The organism is Agrobacterium sp. H141 (assembly GCF_057158725.1).
In genome coordinates this window covers 256,939-282,500 of the sequence record NZ_CM169893.1, presented here as the reverse complement: position 1 = coordinate 282,500, position 25,562 = coordinate 256,939, and the positions used below count along the sequence as shown (strand labels likewise).

Here is a 25,562-nt window from a genome sequence, read left to right as displayed (position 1 = left end):
AGATGCCAAGAAATTCTTGGCCTATCTTGCGTCACCGGATGTGCAAACCAAGGTGAACGAAACGCTTGGCCAGCTTCCGGTCAACAACAAGTCCAAGACGCCGGAGGATCCTTTCCTGAAGCAGGGCTTTGAAATGCTGTCCAATGCCTATGCGCTTGCGCAGTTCTACGACCGGGACGCGCCGGCCGAGATGGCCAAGGCCGGCATGGAAGGCTTCCAGGAATTCATGGTGAAACCTGACAGAGTGGACCAGATTCTGGAGCGCCTCGAGAAGATCCGCGGCCGCGTCTACAAATAAACGCGATCCTCCCGGGTGGGGCGGCGGTTGCCCAATGGCGCCGTCGCCCGCCACACAATATCCCATAAGATGATAGGTGCTGTCGTGCCGAACGCCACATCCAGCCACCATGGTTTCTGGAAGCGAAATCAGCTCAAGCTTGCTCCTTGGCTGTTCCTGCTGCCAGCCATGGCTATGTTCGTAGTCTATGTTGTCATCCCCATCTTCCAGTCGATCTGGATCAGCTTTCATGACTGGGATGGCCTCGGCCAAATGACCTGGATCGGCCTTGGCAATTACGCAGAGCTATTGACCGACGACACATTCTATACGGCTCTTGAGAACAATGTCATATGGTTGGTGCTCTATCTGCTGTCGATCCCGGCAGGTCTGGCCGTAGCACTCTTTCTCAACCAGTCTGTTTTCGGCATCCGGCTCTACAAGTCGCTGTTCTTCTTTCCCTTTGTGATCAGCCAGGTCGTCGTCGGCCTCATTTTCACCTGGTTTTATGCGCCGGACTTCGGACCGCTCTCGCTCCTCATCCAGAAGCTGACCGGCGAGCAGGTGGCTATTCTTGCCGATGAACGCTACGCCACCTATGGCATAATACTTGCGGGCCTTTGGCCGCAAACAGCCTATTGCATGATCCTCTACCTGACGGGGCTCAACAACATCAATCCCGAGCAGGTCGAAGCCGCACGTATGGATGGTGCCAAGGGGCTTTCCATGCTTTGGCATGTAATCTTGCCGCAGCTTGCGCCGGCAACCTTTATCGCTCTTGTGGTTACTGTCATTGGCTCGCTGCGATCCTTTGACCTTGTGTCGATCATGACAGCCGGCGGGCCTTATGGCTCGACGCAGGTCTTATCCTATTTCATGTATGAACAAGCCCTGTCGGAATACGGGTTCCGCATGGGATATGGCGCGGCCATCGCGGTTGTCCTGTTCCTGATCATGATGGTGTTCATCACGCTCTTCATTGTTCGCATGCTCGTCCAGGAAAGGAACGGCTGATGTTCCCGAAACCGATCGAGAAATCCGCACCGCTTGTCCAGGTTGGCTACAAGCTCTTGCTGCCCGTCGCCCTCGTTCTGTGGCTATTGCCGCTGATTGGCGTTGCCATCACCTCTGTGCGACCGGCGGGCGATCTTGCAGCCGGCAATTATTTCGGCATTCCGTCCGGTTTTGCCGGGGTGACGAACTATTCTGCTGTGTTCGAGAATTCGCCCATCGGCTATTACATCCTCAATTCGTTCAAGATCACCATACCCTCGGTCATCGGGGCCGTGGCCCTATCCTGCCTTGCGGGCTTTGCTCTCGCCGTCTATCGCTTCAAGGGCAACCTCTTCCTGTTCTTCATTTTCGTTGCAGGCAATTTTATCCCCTTCCAGATCCTCATGGTGCCGGTGCGCGATCTGTCGCTGAAGCTTGGCCTTTATGATACCGTCACCGGTCTCGTTCTGTTTCATGTGGCCTTTCAGACCGGGTTCTGCACGCTCTTCATGCGCAACTTCATCAAGGGGCTTCCCTTTGCATTGATTGAATCAGCGCGGGTGGAAGGCGTGTCGGAATGGAAGATTTTCCGCCATATCGTCTTGCCACTCATGCGCCCCGCGATTGCTGCCCTCTCGGTGCTGATCTTCACCTTCGTCTGGAATGATTATTTTTGGGCAACCGTGCTGGTTCAGAGCCAGAATGCCATGCCGGTGACCGCCGGCCTCAATTCGCTCAACGGCCAATGGGTGGCCGCCTGGAACCTGGTTTCTGCGGGATCCATCGTTGCTGCACTTCCACCGGTTGCCATCTTCTTTCTAATGCAGCGGCATTTCATTGCCGGCCTTACACTTGGAGCCACCAAGGGATGAGTAATATCCTGACGATCGGCGAGGGCGACCTTTGCCTGACGCTGAAATTGCCCGAAACCGGCATGCCGGAAATCCTGGCCTTCGGTAGCCGAACGCCGCAGGTGGACGATCCATTGCTGGATATCGAGCGTTCAAGCCGCAATAACGGCATGGACGAGGCAGTGCCATCTGCGGTCCTGCTGCCAACCGGCGGGATGGGTTACTTCAACTGGCCCGCAATCTCGGGTCATCGGGACGGACGCGATTTCATTGTGCAGTTTTCGCAATGGACGTCCCGAACCGAGGGACGGAAAACCATCCTGACGGGTTGCGACGCGGTTTCGTTGATCGACCTCGAGATCATTCTGGGCACTCATGCCGGCGGGATCATTTCCATGGCGACCCGGTTGACCAATCGGGGTGCTGCGCCCTTCCAGCTCGACCGCTGTGCCGCTGCGACTTTCCTGATCGATGACAGCGAGGTGGCCGTCACCAGTTTCACCGGCATGTGGTGCCGTGAGTTCCAGATGCGTGAGGAAATGCTGGGCAATGGTGTCTGGCTGCAGGAAAACCGGCGCGGCCGTACCTCGCACGACCGGTATCCCATGCTGTCGCTGAGTGGAACGCAAACAGGTTTTGCAGTCGCACTCGGTTGGAGCGGAAACCACCAGATCGTGATTGATCGCATTGATGACGGGCGCCGTCTTGTCCATCTGGGTGAGCTGTTCGAACCCGGCGAAATCCGTCTGGCACCGGGCGAAACTTACCAAAGCCCGACTGCCTACGCTGCCTCCGACAGCATGGCCTTCCATGCGTTCTTAAGAGATGAGTTGCTCCCTTGGCCGAAAGGCCGGATGAGCCCGCGGCCAGTGACGCTCAACACCTGGGAGGGCAACTACTTCGATCACAAGGTCGACCACCTGAAGGCACAGGCAACGGCGGCAGCCTCGCTTGGCATCGAGCGCTTCGTGCTGGATGATGGCTGGTTTGGACGCCGCGATGACGACACGACGAGCCTCGGCGACTGGGACATCGATCCGCGCAAATATCCAGAAGGTCTGGGGCCACTGGTCGACCACGTCACGAGCCAGGGCATGGAATTCGGCATCTGGTTCGAGCCGGAAATGATCAATCAGCAATCGGAACTCTTCAAGGCGCATCCGGAATGGGCGCTGCAGATTGAAGGCCGCCCGCGTCTGCCATCACGCAATCAGCTCGTCTTGGATCTGACCCACAAGGATGTGGTCGAATATCTGTTCGAAAAGATCGACGCGGTGCTCGCCCATCATTCGATTTCATACATCAAATGGGACATGAACCGCGATCTGACCCATGTCGGTGGACGCGAAGGCTGTGCTCGCACATCTGCTCAAACCCACGCCGTTTACCGCCTTATGGACCGCATCCGCGACGCACATCCCCATGTAGAAATCGAAAGCTGCTCCTCCGGTGGTGGACGAATTGACTTTGGCGTTCTAGCCCATACTCACCGCGTATGGACATCGGATTGTACGGACGCACTGGAACGACTGGAAATTCAGCGCGGCGCCGGCCTTTTTCTTCCGCCGGAAATTCTCGGTAGCCATATTTCTGCAAGCCCCAACCACCAGACCGGTCGACGCCACAGCTTGGCCTTTCGAGCCATCGTTGCCATGGCCTACCATCTCGGCGTGGAACTCAACCCTCTGGAACTGACGGATGACGAGCGTGGCGAGCTATCGACTTATATCGAAACCCATAAGCGACTTCGCTCCCTACTCCATGCGCCGGGTGCCAATTTTCAACTGGAACCAGTGGACGGTAGATATGTCTGGGGCGCTGCCAGCGCAGACCGGATCGCCGTCTTTGTGGCACAGGGGCCGCAAATGGTGGGCGAACAACCGGCACCATTGAAATTACCGGAAAGCGTTACCGCCTATGGAGGCAAATGGCGCGTCGCCTCGATCCTGCCGGCGGCGCCTGAATTCCTGCGCTTCTCGGATGGCCAGCGGCGTCTGCTCAAGGGTGATTTGGCATTCGACCTCGACAGCCTCTCTGCGGTCGGTCTGCCTCTCCCTATGCTCAGGCCTGAAAGCGCGTTTTTGATCGAACTTGAACCGTCAAATGGAGGAACGGCCCATGGCTGATGTCAACTTGCGGAGTGTTGAAAAGCAGTTCGGTGCCGTCAAGGTGATCAAGGGCGTCGATCTCACCGTGAAGGACGGAGAGTTCTGCGTCTTCGTCGGTCCATCCGGCTGCGGAAAATCAACCTTGTTGCGCATGATTGCCGGCCTGGAAGACATCAGCGCCGGAGAACTGACAATTGGCGGCGAGGATATGACTACGGTTGGCCCCTCGGAGCGTGGCGTGGCGATGGTGTTCCAGTCCTATGCGCTTTATCCTCATATGACGGTTGCCGAGAATATCGGGTTTGGCCTGAAAATGACGGGCCACGACAAGGCTCTGATCGAGAAACGTACCGCACATGCGGCGGAGCTGCTGCAATTGGAGCCGCTGCTGCAGCGCAAGCCCGGGCAGCTTTCCGGTGGACAGCGTCAGCGTGTCGCCATCGGTCGTGCGATCGTGCGCGAGCCCGAAGTCTTTCTGTTCGACGAGCCTCTTTCCAATCTCGACGCAGCACTTCGTGTGCAGATGCGTGGCGAATTGTCAAAACTCCACGACGATCTGAAAGCGACAATGATCTACGTGACCCATGACCAGGTGGAAGCCATGACGATGGCTGACAAGATTGTGGTCCTTTCCGCTGGCCATATTGAACAGGTGGGCTCCCCGCTGGAACTTTATCACCGGCCGAACAACATGTTCGTGGCCGGCTTCATCGGCTCGCCGAAAATGAATTTTCTCCCGGTCGAGGCAAGTGCGGTCAGCGAGGGCAAAATCACCGTGAAATTGCCGGGTGGCAGCGAACTGCCCCTCGACGCGCAGGGGCGAACGTTTTCCGGCGGCAAAGTAACATTGGGCATCAGACCCGAACACCTCTCTGCTGGCGGCGAAGGTGATGCAATCGTCGCAGGCAAGATCCGTCTTTCGGAGCATTTGGGCTCGGAAACGCTGTTTTTCATCAATCTTGAGGATGCAACAGATATCGCCGTGAAGGCAGATGGTCTGGCGCAACAACGATCAGGTGATACGCTGTCGGTTGGCATTCCGGCAAAGGCTTGCCATCTCTTCGACGCGTCGGGCAAAGCCATCATCAATGGAGACCTGACCCGCTGATGCTTGGAGTTTGCTATTATCCTGAACACTGGGACGAAAGCCGGTGGGAGACCGATGCGCGGCGCATGCGCGAGCTTGGCATTTCCTTCGTGCGGATCGGTGAATTTGCCTGGTCGCGCCTCGAGCCGAAACGCGACGACTTCCGGTTTGAATGGCTCGACCGCGCCATGGCTGTCCTGGCAGATGCAGGACTGAAGGTCGTGCTCGGCACGCCCACGGCCACGCCGCCCAAATGGCTTGTCGACGCGCATCCCGACATTCTGCCCTATGACGAAAATGGCAATGTGCGGGGCTTCGGCTCGCGCCGCCATTACACCTTCTCGTCTGAGACGTATCGACGCGAAAGCAAGAGAATCGTCGAAATCATCGCCAAACGGTATGGCCAGCATCCGGGCCTGGTCGGCTGGCAAACGGACAATGAATATGGCTGTCATGATACCATCTTGTCGTGGGGCCCGGAGGATCTAAAGGCATTTCGCTCCTGGCTGCGCCTGCGCTACCAGAGCGTCGATCAGTTAAACGAGGCATGGGCCACCGTGTTCTGGTCGATGGAGCTTGGAAGCTTCGAGGATGTCGAATTGCCGATGGGCACGGTGACGGAACCCAACCCGGCGACCCGACTGGATTTCTGGCGCTTTCATTCCGGTCAGGTCGCGTCCTATGACAAGATGCAATGCGACATCATTCGCGCGCATTCGCCCGGTCGCTGGATCACTCATAATTTCATGGGCTTCGTTTCGGACTTCGATCATTATGCCGTGGGCGACAATCTCGATCTGGCATCGTGGGACAGCTATCCGATCGGTTTTGTGGAGAAATTCCCGTTTTCCGAAGAGGAGCGCAATCGCTGGGCGCAGACCTCGCATCCTGATATCGCCCCCTACCACCATGACCTCTATCGCGCCGTCGGCCGGGGTCGCTTCTGGGTCATGGAGCAGCAGCCGGGGCCCGTGAACTGGGCACCGTGGAACCCGGTTCCCAAGCCCGGCATGGTCCGCCTCTGGACATGGGAAGCCATCGCACATGGGGCAGAAGTCGTCAGCTATTTCCGCTGGCGCCAGGCGCATTTCGCGCAGGAACAGATGCATGCCGGACTTAATCTTCCCGGACTGGACGAATTGTCTGTCGGCGGCAAGGAAGCCCAACAAGTTGCACAAGAACTCAAGCAGTTGGGCGAACTTCCACCGGTCACGAAGGCGAGCGTTGCTCTTATTTTCGACTACCAGACCTACTGGTCGACCACGATCCAGCCGCAGGGGCAGGATTTCCGCTACGAAGAACTCGTTTTCCGCTGGTATGAAAGCCTGAGACGGCTTGGGCTCGACATCGATTTTGTCCGACCGGGTGAAAGCCTGGCGGGCTATGACCTCGTTATCGTGCCGTGCATCACCGATGTAACGCTTGCAATGGAAAATGCCCTTGGCGAATGCAAAGCGACGATCCTGATCGGACCGCGCTCAGGAAGCCGTGATCGCAACTTCCAGATACCGGATGTTCTTCCACCAGGCCCGCTTACAGATCTGACCGGCAATAGAATAGTCCAGGTCTCGACCCTGAGACCGGGCTTGTCTGATGCAGTATCGGGAGAGGTGTGTGGGGCGGGCATCCGTTGGCGCGAGACGGTGGAGGCAAAGACATCCTCTGTCCTCGCAGGCTTTGCAAACGGTGATCCGGCCCTGACGGTGAAGGGCAAGATGTATTATCTCGCCTGTTGGCCCGACGACATTCTGCTGGGCAAGGTGATGGAACTTGTTGCCAGACAAGCCGGATTGGCCACAATGGCACTGCCCCCACATATTCGCGTCCGCCGTCGCGGTGCACTGGCTTTCGCCTTCAATTACGGGCCGGAAGATTGGACGCTACCAACCGATATCGAGCCACTGATGGGAGCTTCTGTTATGGCCCCGCAAAGCGTATCTGTGTGGATGACTGGCTAGGGCGGTTGCTAGCCTCAGTGATCAGACACAAAAAAGGCCAGGCAAATTTTGCCTGACCCCGATTGGTAATTTGCTTTCAACAGTGCCAGTACATCCGTGGTCAAAGGAAAGCAGTTACCGATTATACGGCCTGCAGATTGCAAGCTGACATCTTGCCCGACTTGCTGTCGCGCTCAAGGTCGAAGCTGATCTTCTGGCCTTCAACGATGTCGCGCATGCCGGCGCGCTCAACTGCAGAGATGTGCACGAATGCATCGTCGCCGCCGTTGTCAGGCTGAATGAAGCCGAAGCCCTTGGTGGAATTAAACCATTTAACTGTGCCAGTGGTCATGATGAACCCTTTCATAGCAATAAGATGACCACAGCGCGGAAACGCTGCGGATGATGATCACGATTTTTGAAAGGAAGGTTCGTTCAGGACGCGGTGCTAATCGCGCAGTAACCAAAGCTAAGCAAGCAAATATCGACAGGCACATACCTATGCGCATTGAAGAGGCATGTCAACTTTTAGTTTTCCCGCACAAGAAATTCTACCATTGAGGGAGTTATTGCGCCGTGCACTTCATCAACAAGTGCGGCATATCTCTTTGTGAACCGGTGACATTGGACGGATTGAAGCTGTTGGGTCCCGGGTTTTGATGGCGCAGCATTTTTCCAAACCCGGAGAGCAGCTCCATGGGATCGACGAAAGGCGGCTGTGAGGTGGAAGAAGCAGGTTTCTAACCCGATCTGGTTTGCCGGAACAAAAGCACGGCCGAGACTGAGGTTCAGATTATAAGGGGTATGTCGAATCCAGCTTCCTGTCTGCGAGCAGTCGAACAAGCCAGTCGACGAACACTCTTACTTTGTTGCTCAAATGCCGGTTCGGCGGGTAGACGATGTAAAGGGGAATGGGATCGCTTTGCCAGTCGGGCAGCACCTGCACGAGCTCTCCCTTTTTGATGAATTCTGCTGCCATGAAAGACGGCACGAGAGCAACGCCGAGACCAGCCAGTGCTGCGGTCAGATAACTGCGAGCATCATTGACAGCGACGACATGGCGCGGATCGATTTCCAGCTTCTCGCCTTCCCTTTCGAAGTTGAAAGCCATTGTTCGATTGTTTCCGCCGGTGAAATAGCTAACGCTGTGATGCTTCGTCTCAAGTTCCGATGGGTGTTCCGGCGTACCGTGTCGTTCCAGGTAAAGTGGCGCCGCGCATATGATCATCGCAACATCTGTGACGCGTCGTGCAATCAGCGACTGGTCGGCAGGCACCCCGCCACGCAGAGCGCAATCCACGTTTTCCGCAAGATAGTCGACGGTTCGGTCGCCAACGCCGAGGTCGACACGGATGTCAGGATATCTTTGGTAAAAATCGCAGAGGGCCGGAATGACAAGCCAATCAGCAAAGGCGCCCGCCATCTCGATGCGCAGCCGCCCGCTGGGCGAGGTGTGCGAACTAGAAATGCTGGTATCGAGTTCGTCGATCTCGGAAATGATACCGATTGCGCGCTCGTAGTACAGGGCGCCATCGGTCGTGACCATGACACGGCGCGTCGTGCGGTTCAGCAGCTTGGCGTGAAGATGTGCCTCCAGTCCCTGGATAAGATTAGTCACCGTTGCCTTCGGAAGACTCAAGGCCGACGCTGCCCGCGTAAAGTTGCCCATCTCCACCACCCGGACAAAGGCCCGCATCGCTGATAACTGATCCATGTGACAGTTCCTGTCAGTCTGCACTGCAAAATTGTTCGAAATTTGGAACAGTGCGCTCGCAATATGGCGCTTGTTCAGAATAACGAATAATATAATTTGTAGTCAGACGCAACAGGTTGGTTCGTTCCTCGAATGCAACTTTTGGTGCCGGTTGGCACTTGTCGGATGATTTTCGATGCCCCGGCGATGCAGGGCTGCAATTTATGAAAGGAGATTGACGTGCGTATTCCTCGCTATATTCCATTTCCTGTCATGTTGTTCGTCAGCCTTGTGCTGGCACCATTGCGCTCGGAGTAGCAGGTTCGATGTCAGTTGAAGTCAAGGATATGGTGCTGGACCATGTTTCCCTCGGAAGCGTCGCGGTGCGCGTTTACGAGGGCGCCGCATGTGACAAGGGCCCCCCTGTCTTGATCTATTTTCAAGGCGGCGCCTTTGGTAATCCCGCTTCAGCCCTATGCCCTATGGCGGAGTGTCTGGCCGACACGGGTGCGATCGTGATCGTACCGGACTACAATATGCAGGGGTCGGTCTTTCCAAAGCCGCTGGAAGTTGGATTTTCTGTATTCTCCTACATGGCCAAGAAGCGGTCAGGGTTTGGCAACAGAAAATCTCTCTTGATGGTTGGTGGCGAGGAAGCCGGTGGCAATATAGCGGCAGCCGTCGCTCTGAAAGCCCGCGACCGTTTCGCAGATGAACTTGACGGACAGGTCCTGGCGTCGCCGCTTCTTGATCCATTCATGGGGTCGCCGTCCTCTCGAAATGCCGAATGCATCGGCATGAGAGAGCGTTGGTCTGAGGGTTGGAGCCACTACCTCAGTGGAGGCATGTGCCATCCATATGCTGCGCCATCGGTCTGTTCTCGACTGGCCGGTCTGGCGCCGGCACTTGTTCTGTCATCGAAGGACGATCCGCTCCTTGATGAGACAATTGCCTATGCCTTGCGATTGTCCGCTGCGGGTGTCGAAGTTCATCAACATGTTCTCCCCGCCGGGACAGGCTGGCCAGCACTTTACGGTGGGAAAACGGATGAACCGTCGAGTTGGCAAGACAGTGCAAAAAGCCAGTTCTCGGATTTCGTTCGCGAAATTGGCGTTAACTGATTTGATTTGAACACGATTTGATCTTGAGCGGTTGTTCCGGCCGCAAGGAGTTGAAACATGACAATGACATTTAAACGCTGGGCCCTTGCTGGCACCGGCATAGGACTTGCTGCGTCCATTTCAGCCGCCGCCCTATTCTTCGATTTACCGGCTGGCACGGTCGCAAGTGCATCGGAAGAGACAAGCGCACCTGCCGCGGCGCCGGCGACGCCCGTGACAGTGGCGGTTGTTCAAAGCCGCAGCATCACCACATGGCAACAATTTTCCGGACGACTGGAAGCGGTCGAGCGGGTGGATGTGCGCCCTCGCGTTGGCGGTGCGATCCAGTCGGTGGAATTCCGCGAGGGTGCGTTGGTGAAGGCAGGCGACCTCCTCTTCACTATCGATCCCGCACCCTACGAGGCGACCTTTGCCCAGGCAGCAGGGCAGGTCGCCTCGGCGGAAGCCAAGGTTGCGCTTGCCAATACCGAGCTTGATCGCGGGCAGCGACTTGCCGGAAACCGCACCATCTCCCAGAGCGATCTCGACCAGCGAAAGAACGCTGTCGCGGAAGCTAAAGCCAATTTGAGGACGGCCCAGGCGACCCTGCAGTCTGCTCAGCTTGAGCTCGATTATACCAAGGTCAGGGCACCTATTTCGGGACGGGTCGGCAAGGTCGAGATTACCGTCGGCAACCTCGTTTCTGCCGGAACAGCCTCGCCGGAACTGACGACACTTATATCGGCCGATCCCATCTATGTCAGTTTTAACGCCAGCGAAGAGACCGTTGCACGGATTCTTTCCGAGTTGCCTGCCACCGACGGCACCCTGGCACCGATCGACCAGATCCCCGTTGAGATCGGCACGCTCGCCGACCAAGGCACGCCGCGAAAAGGCAGAGTCCAGCTGATCGGCACTGAGGTCGATGTCTCTAGCGGCACGATTGCCGTTCGCGCCGTGATCGATAATCCGGAGGGTCGCCTGATTCCCGGGCAGTTCGTCCGCATACGAATGGGCGAGCCACACCCTCAGGACAAGATCCTCGTCAGTCAACGCGCTATCGGAACGGACCAGGACAAGAAGTTCGTGTTCGTGGTCGACGCAGACAACAAGGTGGCCTATCGCCCGGTTGAGCTTGGCGGTAGCGCGGACGGCGAACGCATTGTCGAAAATGGTCTCGCCAATGGTGATCGCATTATCGTCAACGGTTTGCAGCGTGTCGGGCCGGGCGCGCTGGTTGATCCGCAAAGCGAAGAGTCGGTCGCAGCGGCAAAGTAACCTAAGGCGGAGCGCTCGCGCTCCGTCCACTATTCCCAAATCATCGAACCAAGCTGGTGGACACCGTTCCTCCGGCCATGTGTCGGTTTGTCCAAATTTTACCCTGGAGAGGGCCCTGTCATGAACATTTCCAGATTTTTCGTCGACCGACCGGTATTCGCGGGAGTGCTGTCGATCCTGATCGTCATCGCCGGCCTGATCGGTATGCGCATGCTGCCGATCTCGGAATATCCCGACGTCGTCCCGCCATCCATTGTCGTGCGCGCTGTCTATCCGGGCGCAAACCCGGTGGTGATCGCCGAGACGGTCGCAACCCCGCTCGAAGAGCAGATCAATGGCCTTGAAGGCATGCTTTACATGAACAGTCAGGCAACCTCTGACGGTGTGCTGACGCTCACTGTCACGTTCAAGCTTGGCACCGATCCCGACAAGGCTCAGCAACTGGTTCAAAATCGCGTATCGCAGGCAGAGCCAAGATTGCCATCGGAAGTGCGTGCACTCGGTGTGACGACCGTGAAGAGTTCGCCGGATTTCATTATGGTGGTCAACCTTGTGTCCACCACAGATCGCTACGACGTCACCTATCTGCGCAACTATGCCACCCTGAACATCAAGGATCGGCTGGCGCGCATCGAGGGTGTTGGACAGGTTCAGGTATTTGGTGCCGGCGATTATGCCATGCGGATCTGGATCGATCCACAAAAAGCGGCGCAGCATTCGCTGGCTGCAAGCGACATCACAAACGCCATCCGCCAGCAGAACGTTCAGGCCGCAGCGGGAATCATTGGCGCCTCACCGAGCCCAGCCGGTGTCGATCTGCAGCTCAACGTCAACGCACAGGGTCGTCTTCGCACGCCTGAGGAATTCGGTGAGATCATCGTGAGTTCGGGTTCCGAGGGCCAGATCACGCGCTTGAAGGATGTCGCCCGCATTGAGATGGGCGCTGCCGACTACACATTGCGATCCCTGCTGGACGGCCAACCGGCTGTCGCGATTGCTGTGCTTCAGGCACCCGGTTCCAACGCCATCGAGATTGCTGACAATGTGCATGCGACCATGGATCAGCTGCAGCTGGCCATGCCAGACGGCGTAAAATACGAGATCGTCTACGACACGACGGAATTCGTGCGTTCCTCCATCGAAAAGGTCATTCACACCCTGCTTGAGGCCGTGGCCCTCGTCGTCCTCGTGGTGATCCTGTTTCTGCAGACATGGCGGGCCTCCATCATTCCGCTGATCGCCGTTCCCGTTTCCATCATCGGCACGTTCGCGGTCATGTATGCGTTCGGCTTCTCGGTGAATGCGCTGACGCTCTTTGGACTCGTACTGGCGATCGGCATCGTGGTCGATGACGCAATCGTCGTCGTTGAAAATGTCGAACGTAATATCGAGGATGGGCTGAGCCCGCGCGAGGCAACCTATCGTGCCATGCGTGAGGTCTCCGGGCCGATCATAGCAATAGCCCTGGTGCTGGTTGCGGTATTTGTGCCGCTTGCCTTCATCAGCGGACTGTCAGGTCAGTTCTATCGACAGTTTGCGCTGACAATCGCCATCTCGACCGTCATTTCAGCCATCAATTCTTTGACGCTGTCGCCGGCGCTGGCTGCCCTCTTGCTGAAGGATCGTCATGCCCCGAAAGACTGGCTGACCCGCGGGATGGACCGCGTCTTCGGCGGCTTCTTCCGTGGGTTCAACCGCGTTTTCGGCGCAGCATCCAACGGCTACAGTCGCGGCGTCGGTGGTCTCATGTCCCGCAAAACGCTGGTGATGTTTGTGTATCTCGCGCTGATCGGAGCGACATATACGGTCTTCAGCGCAGTGCCGGGCGGCTTCGTACCCGCACAGGACAAGCAATACCTCATCGGCTTTGCACAATTGCCGGACGGCGCCAGCCTCGATCGTACCGAAGACGTCATCAAGCGTATGAGCGAGATCGCGCTGGAACAACCGGGCGTGGCTCATGCGATCGCCTTCCCCGGTCTGTCGATCAACGGCTTCACGATTGGCTCCAATTCGGGCATCGTATTCGCTGTTCTCGATGATTTCTCAAAGCGCACGACACCGGAGTTATCGGGTGGCGCCATTGCAATGCAATTGAACCAGAAATTTGCCGGTATCCAGGACGCCTTCATTGCCATGTTCCCGCCACCGCCGGTCAACGGCCTTGGCTCGACAGGCGGTTTCAAATTGCAGATTGAGGATCGGGCCGGCCTTGGCTATCAGGCGCTCGATCAGGCAACCAAGGCGTTCCTTGGCAAGGCCTACCAGACACCGGAGCTTGCGGGTCTGTTTTCGAGTTTCCAGATCAATGTTCCGCAGCTATACGCGGATCTGGATCGCTCGAAGGCCGAGCAACTGGGCGTGTCGGTGACCGATGTCTTCGAAACGCTGCAGATCTATCTCGGCTCACTCTATGTCAACGACTTCAATGCTTTCGGACGCACCTACAGCGTGCGGGTGCAGGCTGATGCCGCCTTCCGTGCTCAGCCGGAGGATATCGGCCAGCTTGAGGTCCGTTCGCGCTCGGGTCAGATGATCCCGCTATCGGCTTTGTTGAAGGTTGACAGCGCCACGGGCCCGGAGCGGACAACCCGATATAACGGCTTCCTCGCCGCCGATATCAATGGTGGCCCGGCCCCAGGCTTCTCGTCCGGGCAAGCGCAGGCCGCGGTTGAGCGCATTGCCGCAGAAACACTACCGACCGGTATAGAGTTCGAGTGGACCGATCTGACTTACCAGCAAATACTTGCGGGCAATTCGAGCATTGTCGTATTCCCGCTCGCTCTACTGCTGGTCTATCTTGTGCTGGCAGCCCAATACGAAAGCCTGACACTGCCGATTGCGATCATCATGATCGTGCCCATGGGCGTGCTCGCGGCTCTGGCCGGGGTCTGGTACACTGGCGGAGACAACAACATCTTCACCCAGATAGGTCTTGTGGTGCTGGTGGGGCTGTCTGCGAAAAACGCAATCCTGATCGTCGAATTCGCGCGCGAGCTCGAGTTCGAGGGTCGCAGTCCCGTCAAGGCAGCGATCGAGGCAAGCCGACTTCGTTTACGTCCGATCCTGATGACCTCGATGGCTTTCATCATGGGCGTGGTCCCTCTGGTGATTTCGACCGGGGCCGGCGCAGAAATGCGGGCAGCCATGGGGCTTGCGGTGTTCTGCGGTATGATCGGGGTCACCTTCTTCGGCATCTTCATGACACCGGTATTCTACGTTCTGCTGCGCAGGCTGTCCGGCAATCGACCACTGGTTCAGCACCATGAAGACGTGCCGGCAGAAGCCATCTCGGTTCCTCAACGCGCAGCGGCAGAGTAAACGAGAACGCTCCGAAGGCGCTCTCTCCCTGCAACGGACAAACCCGTCTATTTTGACGGGTTTGTCGAAGGGACCGGCATAAGCTGTGGCCTGCTTGTGTGAAATGTCTTCGCCATCTAGTTGAAAAGACTCTCGGAAACCATTGTTCCGAATCCTTGACGCCTGGCGCGCCATCATAAGTGGACCTGGATAATTCGTTCTCATGGACGGTATCTTGTAGGAGTTGCGCACGCGCAACCAATGCGCAGACGGAGTGAACCGAAAAGTAGGTCGCGCATGAAGGTTGCTGATCCCGAGCCAATATAGTTTGATGAGTCCGGGTCAGAGGTTGCATTTATGCGTAATAGATTTCGAGCTGTCGTCATCATCGCTCTTTTGTCTCTCATTTCAGTCGGCAGCGCGTCGGCCGATGAGAAAACCTTTGGACCATTCATCGTCGACGATGACTATCCCGATGTGATCATTCTCAATGGCGAAATCGACGTTAGCTCCGCGCTGAACTTCAGGCGCGTCCTTGATGCGGCTCCAAACGCCAAAGTGGTCGCTCTCAATAGCCCAGGCGGCAATGTGCAGATGGGACTTTTGATTGCAGACGATATCCATCAAAGGAAGCTGACAACCTACATCCCCAAAGGAAGTGGTTGCTATTCGGCCTGTGCTTACATCTTCCTTGCCGGCGTAGCGCGGGAAGTCGAAGGTGAGCTCGGCGTCCACCAGATCTCGTCGCTATCATCCGATCTCGTCGGCGCTCAGCTCACCATTTCAGATATCATCGACGTGCTTGGTCGCTTCGATACACCGCCTGAAGTGATGAGCGTCATGTTCAAGACGCCACCAGACGACATGCATGTCTTCACCGGCGAAGAGATCGTGCGCTATCGACTAAACAAGGCAGATGCCGCAGATAGTGGTATGGCTCGGCGTGACCCAGCAGAATCGGCCAGCGGTCTGGAAATCGACGCCCCGGCAACTCACTCATCGACATCAGAAGCCTCACATCCTCCCGCCCAAACATCAGACCGACCAGATCGGCTTGCGATCTACACTGGCCTCGATCTTTTTGGCGACGACATAAGTTCTGTGAGAGTTGCAGACGCTGCTGAATGTGCCGGGCAGTGTGCGACGCTGAAAGGGCAGTGCAAAGCCTTCACCTTCAATGTCAACCCAACCATCAAACGCGGCCCAAACTGCTTCCTAAAATCGGGCTACGGAAGAGTCGATGGCAACAGAGTCGCCTTTTCCGGGATGCTTTTAAGCGGCACCGAGCCAGATCCGACGGCTTTCATCGTTGGTACGATTGATCCTCAGGATGCTCTCTACGACGATGTCGACCTGCCAGGCGGCGACCTTTCCAACCGTCCCTTCGAAGAGGCAACTACGCCTCTTCAATGCAGGCCTGCTTGCATCGACAACAGCAGTTGCATCGCTTTCACCTATGTTCGCAAGAAGAGTGAATGTTGGCTCAAGGGAGCGGTCGGCAATCCACGCTCCCGGCAGGGTATGATAAGTGGTGTGAAAACCCAACAGAGCTTTTCGCCAGCGAAGATTATCAATCTCAATTGAAGGCATCAGCCGATCAACAACACGAATGAAGATGGCAACCTGCAAACAGGTTCAGGATTGGATTAAGACGACATACAACTTGACGACCAAGACGTGCTGGATTTTTCACGTGAAAGCAGAGAACGGGAATACCAATCGCGTTGCACCGAATAGAAGCGATCCGAAGAGCCGAAAGTACCTATGTCCGCAGGACAAGCAAATAGCTGTCGAAGCGGCGCTGCGGCATTTTAAATTTATCTAAGTGAGCCGATACCGGGAATGTGACCCTTGCAGCGAGGTTTCGACACAAACGGTTCAAATGTTAGTTTTTCTGACTTGAAACGCCGCATAAATAGCTGACTTTATTTACAAATCATGGCGGAGAGGGTGGCCGCTCCCGACAGGTGATTAGCTAAACTCAATCGATCTCATATCATATTGTAATAACTTGTCTTTTTCTTGAAAATCCACTTTTCCACACACCATCTCGTACCATCCCATAACATCAAATCGCAGCTCTTGTGGCGGGCTGAGTGGCGGGCTAGCAAACCTTCATGAAGTGCATGAAGGAGAGTGGAACATGCTCAGTGACGCCAAGGCCCGGAAGCTGAAACCAACCGACAAGCCCGTATCAGATGGCACCATCACCGGGCTCTATCTCGTGCCGGGAAGAAGCCCCGGCAGCGGAAAGTGGATCCTGCGGTTTCTGTCACCCACCACTGGCAAACGTAGGGAAATGGGGCTCGGAAGCTATCCGACGACATCCATTCGGGACGCCAGGACAAAGGCTTTTGAAGCGCGCATCATTATCGATGATGGAAGCGACCCCTTGGAGATCCGCCGGAAGCAAGAGCGGGAGGCCGTGCGACTCGCGACGGTTCCAACCTTCGCCAACGCTGCACGCCAGCATCACGCTGACAAGGCGGAAGGCTTCCGCAACAAGAAGCACAGGGATCAATGGATCACCACACTTGAGAGATTCATTTTCCCGAAGATTGGAAAGACACGCGTCAACGAACTGGGCCCGGCCGACTTTGCAGCCTGCCTCAAGTCTATCTGGCTAGAGAAGCCAGAAACTGCATCGCGGGTTAAGCAGCGTTGTGACGCCGTCATGAACTGGGCAGCAGCAAATGGCTTTATCGTGGCAAGTCCCGTCGGCGTGGTTGATAAGATACTCCCCAAGCAGCCAGGCAAACGTGAACGAGTTCAACACCAACCCGCTCTGCCCTGGAGATTGATGCCGACATTCTTCCATGAAGTCCTGTATGCTGGCGGAGCCAATACCACCCGGCAGATGCTGGAGCTTGTCATCTTGACCGCCTGCCGCTCCGGTGAACTTCGGCACATGGAATGGCAAGAGATCGACTTCGCCCAGGCTATCTGGACTGTGCCTGCACCAAGGATGAAAGCCAAGGTTGCCCATCGCGTTCCGCTGGGACCTCGAGCAATCGAGATCCTTGAAGCGCGGCTCGAGCAATCGGAACGCGGAATAGGGCTGGTGTTCCAGTCACGAACGAGGAAGCCAGTTACCGACATGGCCTTGACGAAGTTCCTGCACGACCATGACGTCCAAAGCGATACTCCTGAACGACATGCGACCGCACACGGGTTCAGATCGAGCTTTCGCGATTGGGCATCCGAGAATGGGTATCCGCGTGACCTGGCCGAAAGAGCATTAGCCCACACCGTCAAGGATGCAGTCGAAGCTGCCTACCATCGAACAGATCTTCTCGATCAGCGCCGCCCCATGATGCTGGAGTGGGAACGGTACTGTGTTCAAGAATAGCGGCAGCGGTTTTTGGGGTGAAACAAAGTTGAACGTTGCCCGCGCTCAAACATTATGGAACTATGGATCGATCGGTGCGCTGGCTAGTCACCCGGTGCCAGACAACAGCGGTGCGTGAACTGGTGCTGTTTACCGATCGTGCTTGCTCATCAAGCATGATGAGGAAGCGAAGCTGGTCTTTGGCTAAGATGTTCCCCAAAGTGAAACGGCAGCGGGGTCTGGAATGGCGCTGCCGGCCAGCTTCTCAAAACCAGGCCTTTCAGACGACCACGACTACGGAACAAGTGACTAGTTACTGCTTACTTAGTGGCCTTGAACCGGTTCGAACCGTCGACCCTGTTATTACAGCCTCATCATTGGCAATTTATTATGGCTAGGCCATTGATTCAACGACCGTTTAGGCGCAGTAGAACGAACTTGCTGAGCTGGAAAGCGCCTGAGGCAGAAGGCGCTTGTTGTAGTTTGCGCACGAATTAAACGTTGCCCAGTAAAGGCAATTCATCGCGGGATCTGCAACATAGAGACCTGAACATGCCCCCCAACCTGGACCCGCTTGTCTGTGCGATGCAGCAGCGCACGGCGAATAGATCCTTTAACTCTAAGGCATAGGCCATGACACCACGGAACTACCCAACTGAAGGTCTCGGCTGTCACTGCTTATATCATTCGTGACATTTGCTCCTGCGTGCTGATTTCATGAGAAAGAAAGCGTCGTCCGGCTATCGCACCAAAAACCGCGCCAACACCGATCAGGACAGGTTCGTCGACGCCGATTGTCCGCATGGCATCTGCCAGCTCTCCAAGGGGCCCGGCCCAGCTACGCGCTTGCGGTCGGCTGACAGAGGACATCACAACCACGGGTGTGTCGGACGTCATGCCGTTCTCGCTCAGCCGTTGCTCGATCTGCCCTGCCATCCGCCCACCCATGTAGAAGACGGATGTCTGGTTGGCTTTGGCGAGCGAGGGCCAGTCCAGGGTTCGCGGCAATTCGGCGTTCCGGGAATGGCCGGTGACGAAACGAACCTGCTGGGCGTGGTCGCGGTGGGTGAGCGAGGTCTTTAGCGACGCCGCCATGGCAGAAGCCGCGGTGATGCCCGGCACTACGTCGACGGCAATCCCCTCGCTTTCCAGTCTGGCAATTTCTTCGCCCGCGCGACCGAAGATCATCGGGTCCCCCGATTTGAGGCGGACGACACGTTTGCCGGCCTTTGCGAAACGCACCATCATGTCGTTGATGTCATCCTGGCGGCAGCTTTCCCGACCGCCTCTCTTGCCGACGAGGAAGCGTTTTGCCTCTCGTCTTGCCAGTTCCAGAACCTCGGGCGAGACGAGATCGTCGAAGAGGATGACGTCGGCCGCCTGCAGCGCCCGCATGGCTTTCAGCGTCAAAAGCTCAGGATCTCCTGGACCAGCGCCGACCAAGGTCACAGAACCGGCGCGCGGCTCAGTTGCGATCTGCTCCGCCGTCGCCAGCAATCCGTTCGCCGTCTCTTCCGTCGGCGGCTCGTTTGTCGACAGACTTCTCGTAACAAATCGCTCCCAGAAAAGACGCCTTGGCCCGCCGGGCGCGAGCCGGCGATTGACGGCTTCTCTCAACGACTGGGCAAGGCTGGCCCATTGCTTCAAGGATGGAGGGAGCAGTGTCTCGATCCGCTGGCGGATGGCCTGGGCGAGGATAGGTGCAGCACCATCCGTCGAGATCGACACGATTACCGGCGAGCGATTGACGATAGAGCCGAACTGGAACTGGCAGTAGGCCGGCTTGTCGATCACGTTGACAGGCACGCCCGCCGCACGCGCCGCGCAGAAGAAGGCGCGCGCCTCGTCCTCGGTTTCGCAGTCGGCGAGCGCAAGTGAAGCTCCGGTGAAGATGCCGCAATGCCACGGGTGTGCGTGGTGGATCAGGGAGGTTCGCTCGATCAGCGCCGTCATGGTCTCGCCGAGATCATCTGTTTCGCAATAGAGCTCGACCTTGGCACCGCAGGCCTGCAATAGCTCCGCCTTCCAGGCGGCACCGTCCGATCCCCCCGCGATGACAGCCCGTTTTCCCTGAAGGTTCCAGAACACAGGAAGCTTGGCGAGCGCCGAAATGCGCTCCTGTCCGTCACTCGGCGGCGATGGGTTGCGTCGCATCCAGGATCCTCCTGATTTCGGGGCGGCACGAGCCGCAATTCGTTCCAGCACTCAAGGCAACGCCGATGGCTTCCACCGACCGGCAACCGCCTCGTGCAGCAGTGTTGATCTGGTTGATGCCAACCGAAAAACAGGAGCAGACGATCGCGCCCTTGTCCGGCCGGCCGGCAGCCGGTCGACCCGCAATCAGCATCGTACGCGCACTTCTATCCGGATGGCGCTCCCGAAGTTGATCGACCGCCCATTGCCGTGAGACAGATACCGGGTCAGACGAGACGAACAGGCCGGCCAACAGTTTCTCTCCCTCGAAGGCGAGCAGGCGGTGGACACCGGCTCGCTGGTCCATGTAACCGGAGAACTCATGATGATCCTCAAGCTGCAGGCTGCGCCGCAGCCAGGTCTCCCAACCCTCGGCATGCGGTTCACCTGCAAATTCCAGCCGGTAGCCGCCTTCCGCTTTCGCGATCGCCCAATAGGCAAACGGGAGATCAACAGGACGGCTCGCCGATACGAGAAAGCCGTGGGCCTTCGCCGCGTGGCGGTTGACGGACGCGCGGGACATCTTCAACGCCGGTTGGCCGGAGATCGGATCGACGCCGGAGGAGACCAGCGTATCGACCCGGGCACAGGGTGCTGTTTCGCCTGTCCAATGCATGGGAACGAAGATCGAGCCTCGCCTCTGGCGTTCGGTCAGCAGGGCCCGCACGATGATCGATCTGCCGTTAGCACCCTCGACATTCACCAAATCGGCATCGCCGATACCGGCTTCGTCCGCGTCCGCCGGATGGATCTCGCAGTACGGTTCGGCGATATGCGCGGAGAGCCGGGCGCTCCTTCCCGTCCGCGTCATCGTATGCCAGTGATCGCGGATCCGGCCCGTATTGAGCGTGAAGGGATGGCATTCATCGGCCTCTTCAGGCGCTGGTGCAGTTACAGGCACAAAGCGCGCCTTCCGGTCCGCACTGAAGAACCCACCGTCGGCGAAAAAGCGGGCAGTCGATAATCCGTCTTGCCGCAAAGGCCATTGGAACGGCAGGAGGGCGTCATAGTCTTCCGCGTTGATCGCGGCATAGGCACCAATGTCGAAATCCCGTTCGCCCTCGTTCTCGAAAGTGGAGAGCGCTGCATGCTCGGCATAGATATCAGCCGGACCGCGATAGTCGAAACCAGGATCAAAGCCTAAGCGTTTGCCGACCTCTGCCAACTGCCACCAGTCAGCGCGGGCCTCGCCTGGAACGGACAGGAATGGCCTCTGCCGGGAGATCCGCCGTTCGGAATTCGTCACGGTCCCGGATTTCTCACCCCAGCCGCTGGCCGGAAGCAGAACATGGGCAAGACGCGCCGTGTCGGTGTCCTTTTGGATATCGGAGACCACCACGAAAGGACAGGCCTCAAGCGCTGCCTTGACCGCATTGGCATCGGGCATGGAGACCACAGGATTGGTCGACATGATCCAGATCGCCTTGATCCGCCCATCGGCGACCGCCTCGAACATGTCGACGGCCTTCAGGCCAACTCGCTCCGCGATGACTGGCGACTTCCAGAAGCGTTGCACGCGCTCGCGGTGATCTGGGTTGTCGATTACCATATGGGCCGCGAGCATGTTGGCGAGTCCGCCGACCTCACGGCCACCCATTGCATTCGGCTGACCGGTCAGTGACAGCGGCCCCATACCGGGTCGACCGATCCGCCCTGTCGCTAAGTGACAGTTGAGAATGGCGTTGACCTTGTCTGTGCCGACCGACGACTGGTTCACACCCTGGCTGTAGCAGGTGACGACCTTTTCAGTCTGCGCGAAGAGGCGGAAGAACTGGCGCAGCAACATACCGGAGACGCCGGTCGTCTCAGGCAGATCCGCCATGCTTCCGCGCGAGGCGGCGAGCAGCGCTTCGCCAAACCCGGAGGTGTGCTTTCCGACATAGTTTTCGTCGATCGCGCCTGTCTCCGCCAGATAGGCAAGGAGGCCATTGAAGAGAGCGATATCACCGTCAGCCCGGACAGCGAGATGCAGGTCGGCAATGTCGCTGGTCGCGGTTCGGCGGGGGTCGATCACGACCACCTTCATGGCAGGACGGGCAGCTTTGGCTGCCACTAGACGCTGGTAAAGGACCGGATGGCACCAGGCCATGTTGGAGCCAACGAGGACCACCAGATCTGCAAGCTCCAGATCCTCATAGCAGCCGGGTACAGTATCGGCTCCAAAGGCACGGCGATGGCCGGCAACGGAAGATGCCATGCACAGGCGCGAATTCGTATCGATATTGGCAGAGCCGATGAACCCCTTCATCAGCTTGTTGGCGACGTAATAGTCCTCTGTCAGCAACTGCCCGGAGACGTAAAACGCGACGGAATCGGGACCATGATCGGCGATCGTCCGCTGGAAGGTCGAGGCGACGAGATCAAGCGCCTCGTCCCAACCGGCGCGTTGGCCATGGATTTCCGGATGAAGTGCGCGACCTTCAAGGTCGAGCGTTTCGGCGAGCGCCGATCCCTTGGAGCAAAGACGACCGTAATTGGCAGGATGGTCCGGATCGCCTCGCACGCTGACCTTGCCCTGGTCATCGACAGCGGCAATTACGCCGCAGCCGACACCGCAATAGGGGCAGGTCGTCTTGGTTTCACAGGCCATGTCTGCTGCTCCGCGTGTTTATCATCCCAGTCACTCGGCCGCGACCAGCATGCTGTCGAGCATGATGGAGAGATGACCGTCGATATTGCGGACTGGAATGGTCTTGACCTCGCCTTCGTCGGCCCCGAGCGCGCGGCCGGTTTCCAGCGATATGACCCAGTTGTGCAGTGGGCAGGTCACCGCTTTTCCATGGACGATGCCTTGCGTCAGTGGACCCCCCTTGTGGGGGCAGTGATCCTCGATGGCGAAGACTTCGTTCTCGGCTGTGCGGAACACGCCGATCTTGCCTTGGGGGGTCTTCACGCAGCGCGCGCCACGTAGCGGAATGTCGTCAATGATGCCGATTGCGATCCAGTTTCCGTTCATCGCCTCACTCCGCAGCCTGCTTGTATTGGATGGTCGCCATAGGCTTGAACTCATGCTTGTCCTTGCCCGAGACGCGCTCGGACCAGGGGTCGACCTGCGCGAATTTCTGGCTGAAAACGAAGCGGTCGTAGTAGGAACGGCGCTTGTCGGCATCCTCCATGATCTGACGGCGGATCTCGTCATGACCAATGCGTTTTGCCCATTTGTAGATGCGCTCCAGATAACGACCCTGCTCGCGATACATCTGGGTGAGCGCGACGATATGCTCGAGCGCCTCGTCCTCGGTCTTCACGAGGCCAAGAACATCCGTGCCCTTGATGTCGAGGCCGGCAGCTCCGGCGAAATGGATCTCAAAGCCGCTATCGACGCAGATAACGCCGATATCCTTGCAGGTCGCCTCGGCGCAGTTGCGCGGACAGCCGGAAACGGCAAGCTTCAGCTTGGCCGGGGTCCAGGAGCCCCACATGAATTTCTCGATGCGGATGCCAAGACCGGTCGAATCCTGCGTGCCAAAGCGGCACCAGTCGGAGCCGACGCAGGTCTTCACGGTGCGGAGTCCCTTTGCGTAAGCCTGACCGGACACAAAGCCGGCCTTGCCCAGATCGGCCCATACAGCGGGCAGGTCTTCCTTCTCGATACCGAGCAGGTCGATGCGCTGGCCGCCGGTGACCTTGACCATCGGGATCTCGAACTTGTCGACGACATCTGCGATGGCACGCAGTTCGGCGGCATTGGTTACGCCACCCCACATGCGCGGCACGACGGAATAGGTGCCGTTCTTCTGGATATTGGCGTGCACGCGCTCGTTGATGAAACGGGACTGGTAGTCGTCTGCATATTCGTCGGGCCAGTCGCAGACGAGGTAGTAGTTGAGCGCCGGACGGCATTTGGCGCAGCCGCAGGAGGTCTTCCATTCCAGTTCCTGCATGACAGCGGGAATGGTCTTGAGCCCCTTGGCCTTGATCAGGCGACGCACGTCGTCGTGACCGAGTTCGGTGCAAGAGCACATGGGCGTGACGGCGGCGGGATTGTAGGCATCCCCGAGCGTCAGCGACATCAGCTGCTCGACGAGACCCGTACAGTTGCCGCAGGAAGCGGACGCCTTGGTATGGGCACGCACGCCATCCAGCGTCGTCAAACCCTTGCCGGTGATCGCCGAGGTTATCTTGCCCTTGCAGACGCCGTTGCAGCCGCAGATTTCCGCATCATCCGGCAAGGCTGCAACGGCCGCCATAGGGTCCAGCGGGGTGCCCCCCTGGTAGGACTGGCCGAAGATCAAGGTATCGCGCATCTGCGAGATATCGGTTCCACGCTTCATCAGGTCGAAGAACCAGGAGCCATCTCCCGTTTCGCCATAGAGCACGGCCCCAAGGATCTTGTTGTCCTTCAGCACGAGCCGCTTGTAGATCCCCGCCGAGGCGTCGCGCAGAACGATCTCCTCTCGATCGGGTGCTTCTGCGAAGTCGCCTGCGGAGAACAGATTGATGCCAGTGACCTTCAGTTTCGTGTTGACGACGGAGCCGTGATATTCGCTGGTGCCGCCGGTCAGCCGATCGGCGAGAACCCGGGCGGCTTCATAGAGCGGTGCGACGAGGCCGTAACAGGTTCCTCGATGTTCGGCGCATTCACCGAGCGCAAACACGTTGGGGTCCGACGTCATCATGCCGTCGTCGACGACAATGCCGCGGTTGACCGCGATACCGGCATCCTTGGCGAGCTGCGAGGCCGGGCGGATGCCTACGGCCATGATCACCATGTCGCCCTCGATCACACGGCCGTCTTCCAGCTCGATGCCTTCGACCTTTTCGGTTCCGAGGATCTGCTTGGTGTTGGCCTTGGTGATGATGTCGATACCGCGTTCAGTGAGCGCCTTTTCGAGGAGATAGGCGGCGGCTGGATCGAGCTGGCGCTCCATGATGGTTGGCATAAGGTGGATGACGGTGACATCCATGCCCTGCCGCTTCAGGCCATAGGCCGCTTCCAGGCCGAGCAGGCCAGCACCGATGACGATGGCCCTGCCCTTGCCTTGCGCAATCTTCAGCATTTTCTCGACATCGTCGAGATCGCGATATGGCAGAACGCCGGGCAGTTGATGTCCGGGTACCGGGATGATGAAGGGCAGCGAGCCGGTGGCGATGACGAGTTTGTCGTAGGCTGCCGTCACGCCGTTTGCTGCGGTGACCGTCTTCTTCGCCCGGTCGATCTCCGTCACCTTGGCGCCCTTGTGGAGGGTCACGTTGTTGGCTTCGTACCAGGCCTCGGTATGGATGACGATGTCGTCATAGGCTTTCTCACCCGAGAGAACCGGCGACAGCATGATGCGGTCGTAGTTCACGCGTGGTTCGGCATTGAAGATCGTCACGTCGTAGAGGCCTAGGGCCTTTTCGAACAATTCCTCCAGCATGCGGCCCGGCGCCATGCCATTGCCGATAATGACCAGTTTTTCCGTCATGGCTTTCTC

At 57.8% G+C, this 25,562-nt stretch carries 18 protein-coding genes (1 of these 18 running past the window's edge); 12 read left to right on the top strand and 6 right to left on the bottom strand.

The genetic code is table 11. From position 1 onward, the window contains the following. From ACWPM9_RS01265 to ACWPM9_RS01240, 6 genes are all read left to right on the top strand, one after another. A protein-coding gene (locus tag ACWPM9_RS01265) for an ABC transporter substrate-binding protein (protein WP_484756479.1) crosses the window boundary here: on the top strand, positions 1-298 show its 3' end. The gene continues 935 nt to the left of window position 1, outside the view; 298 of the gene's 1,233 nt are visible here — the last part of the coding sequence; the start codon falls outside the window, past its left edge; the stop codon is at positions 296-298. Between the two features lie 69 nt (positions 299-367). Next, positions 368-1,291 (top strand): carbohydrate ABC transporter permease, encoded by a 924-nt coding sequence (locus ACWPM9_RS01260; RefSeq protein ID WP_484756478.1) that lies wholly within the window; start codon positions 368-370, stop codon positions 1,289-1,291. Next, on the top strand, positions 1,291-2,142 hold the full coding sequence (locus tag ACWPM9_RS01255; RefSeq protein ID WP_428188521.1) for a carbohydrate ABC transporter permease: 852 nt from the start codon (positions 1,291-1,293) through the stop codon (positions 2,140-2,142). The genes ACWPM9_RS01260 and ACWPM9_RS01255 overlap by 1 nt, the downstream gene beginning before the upstream one ends. After that, positions 2,139-4,247, top strand: a complete 2,109-nt coding sequence (locus tag ACWPM9_RS01250) for an alpha-galactosidase (RefSeq protein WP_484756477.1) — start codon at positions 2,139-2,141, stop codon at positions 4,245-4,247. The genes ACWPM9_RS01255 and ACWPM9_RS01250 overlap by 4 nt, the downstream gene beginning before the upstream one ends. Then, positions 4,240-5,337, top strand: a complete 1,098-nt coding sequence (locus ACWPM9_RS01245) for an ABC transporter ATP-binding protein (protein ID WP_484756476.1) — start codon at positions 4,240-4,242, stop codon at positions 5,335-5,337. Before ACWPM9_RS01250 ends, ACWPM9_RS01245 begins: the two co-directional genes overlap by 8 nt. After that, the gene (locus tag ACWPM9_RS01240; RefSeq protein ID WP_484756475.1) at positions 5,337-7,274 is read left to right on the top strand and encodes a beta-galactosidase; all 1,938 of its coding nucleotides are present in this window, start codon (positions 5,337-5,339) and stop codon (positions 7,272-7,274) included. Before ACWPM9_RS01245 ends, ACWPM9_RS01240 begins: the two co-directional genes overlap by 1 nt. A gap of 121 nt (positions 7,275-7,395) precedes the next feature. On the opposite strand, the gene ACWPM9_RS01235 is transcribed toward ACWPM9_RS01240, so the two are convergent. Further along, positions 7,396-7,605 carry a cold-shock protein gene (locus ACWPM9_RS01235; protein ID WP_428188517.1) on the bottom strand — a complete coding sequence of 70 codons (210 nt, stop codon included), beginning with the start codon at positions 7,603-7,605 and terminating at the stop codon, positions 7,396-7,398. Between the two features lie 50 nt (positions 7,606-7,655). On the opposite strand from ACWPM9_RS01235, the gene ACWPM9_RS01230 reads away from it, so the two are divergent. Continuing rightward, positions 7,656-7,814 (top strand): hypothetical protein, encoded by a 159-nt coding sequence (locus tag ACWPM9_RS01230; RefSeq protein WP_484756474.1) that lies wholly within the window; start codon positions 7,656-7,658, stop codon positions 7,812-7,814. Positions 7,815-8,046: 232 nt separating this feature from the next. Here ACWPM9_RS01230 and ACWPM9_RS01225 read toward each other — a convergent pair whose 3' ends face one another. Then, entirely contained in the window at positions 8,047-8,967 is a 921-nt protein-coding gene (locus ACWPM9_RS01225) for a LysR family transcriptional regulator (RefSeq protein WP_484756473.1), read from the bottom strand. A 305-nt stretch (positions 8,968-9,272) separates the two neighbouring features. Here ACWPM9_RS01225 and ACWPM9_RS01220 point away from each other — a divergent pair, with 305 nt between their 5' ends. The 5 genes from ACWPM9_RS01220 to ACWPM9_RS01200 all read left to right on the top strand — a co-directional run bounded on the left by ACWPM9_RS01220 (position 9,273) and on the right by ACWPM9_RS01200 (position 17,973). Continuing rightward, a complete protein-coding gene (locus ACWPM9_RS01220; protein ID WP_484756472.1) occupies positions 9,273-10,067 on the top strand; it encodes an alpha/beta hydrolase fold domain-containing protein in 795 nt (264 codons plus the stop codon). Between the two features lie 57 nt (positions 10,068-10,124). Beyond that, complete coding sequence (locus ACWPM9_RS01215) at positions 10,125-11,324, top strand: efflux RND transporter periplasmic adaptor subunit (RefSeq protein WP_484756471.1); 1,200 nt, start codon at positions 10,125-10,127, stop codon at positions 11,322-11,324. A gap of 120 nt (positions 11,325-11,444) precedes the next feature. Continuing rightward, complete coding sequence (locus ACWPM9_RS01210) at positions 11,445-14,645, top strand: efflux RND transporter permease subunit (RefSeq protein WP_484756470.1); 3,201 nt, start codon at positions 11,445-11,447, stop codon at positions 14,643-14,645. Between the two features lie 456 nt (positions 14,646-15,101). Then, a complete protein-coding gene (locus tag ACWPM9_RS01205; RefSeq protein ID WP_484756469.1) occupies positions 15,102-16,208 on the top strand; it encodes a PAN domain-containing protein in 1,107 nt (368 codons plus the stop codon). A gap of 559 nt (positions 16,209-16,767) precedes the next feature. Continuing rightward, positions 16,768-17,973, top strand: a complete 1,206-nt coding sequence (locus ACWPM9_RS01200) for a tyrosine-type recombinase/integrase (protein ID WP_484756468.1) — start codon at positions 16,768-16,770, stop codon at positions 17,971-17,973. A gap of 657 nt (positions 17,974-18,630) precedes the next feature. Here the strand turns inward: ACWPM9_RS01200 and cysG are convergent. From cysG to nirB, 4 genes are read right to left on the bottom strand one after another with little or no spacing between them, the layout of a single operon-like run. Then, positions 18,631-20,106: a siroheme synthase CysG gene (cysG, locus tag ACWPM9_RS01195; protein WP_484756467.1), complete on the bottom strand. Its 1,476-nt coding sequence runs from the start codon at positions 20,104-20,106 to the stop codon at positions 18,631-18,633. After that, on the bottom strand, positions 20,078-22,735 hold the full coding sequence (locus ACWPM9_RS01190; protein WP_484756466.1) for a nitrate reductase: 2,658 nt from the start codon (positions 22,733-22,735) through the stop codon (positions 20,078-20,080). Before ACWPM9_RS01190 ends, cysG begins: the two co-directional genes overlap by 29 nt. A gap of 30 nt (positions 22,736-22,765) precedes the next feature. Continuing rightward, positions 22,766-23,101, bottom strand: a complete 336-nt coding sequence (nirD, locus tag ACWPM9_RS01185) for a nitrite reductase small subunit NirD (RefSeq protein WP_428189206.1) — start codon at positions 23,099-23,101, stop codon at positions 22,766-22,768. A 4-nt stretch (positions 23,102-23,105) separates the two neighbouring features. After that, complete coding sequence (gene nirB / locus ACWPM9_RS01180; protein ID WP_484756465.1) at positions 23,106-25,553, bottom strand: nitrite reductase large subunit NirB; 2,448 nt, start codon at positions 25,551-25,553, stop codon at positions 23,106-23,108. Between the last annotated feature and the right edge of the window lie 9 nt (positions 25,554-25,562).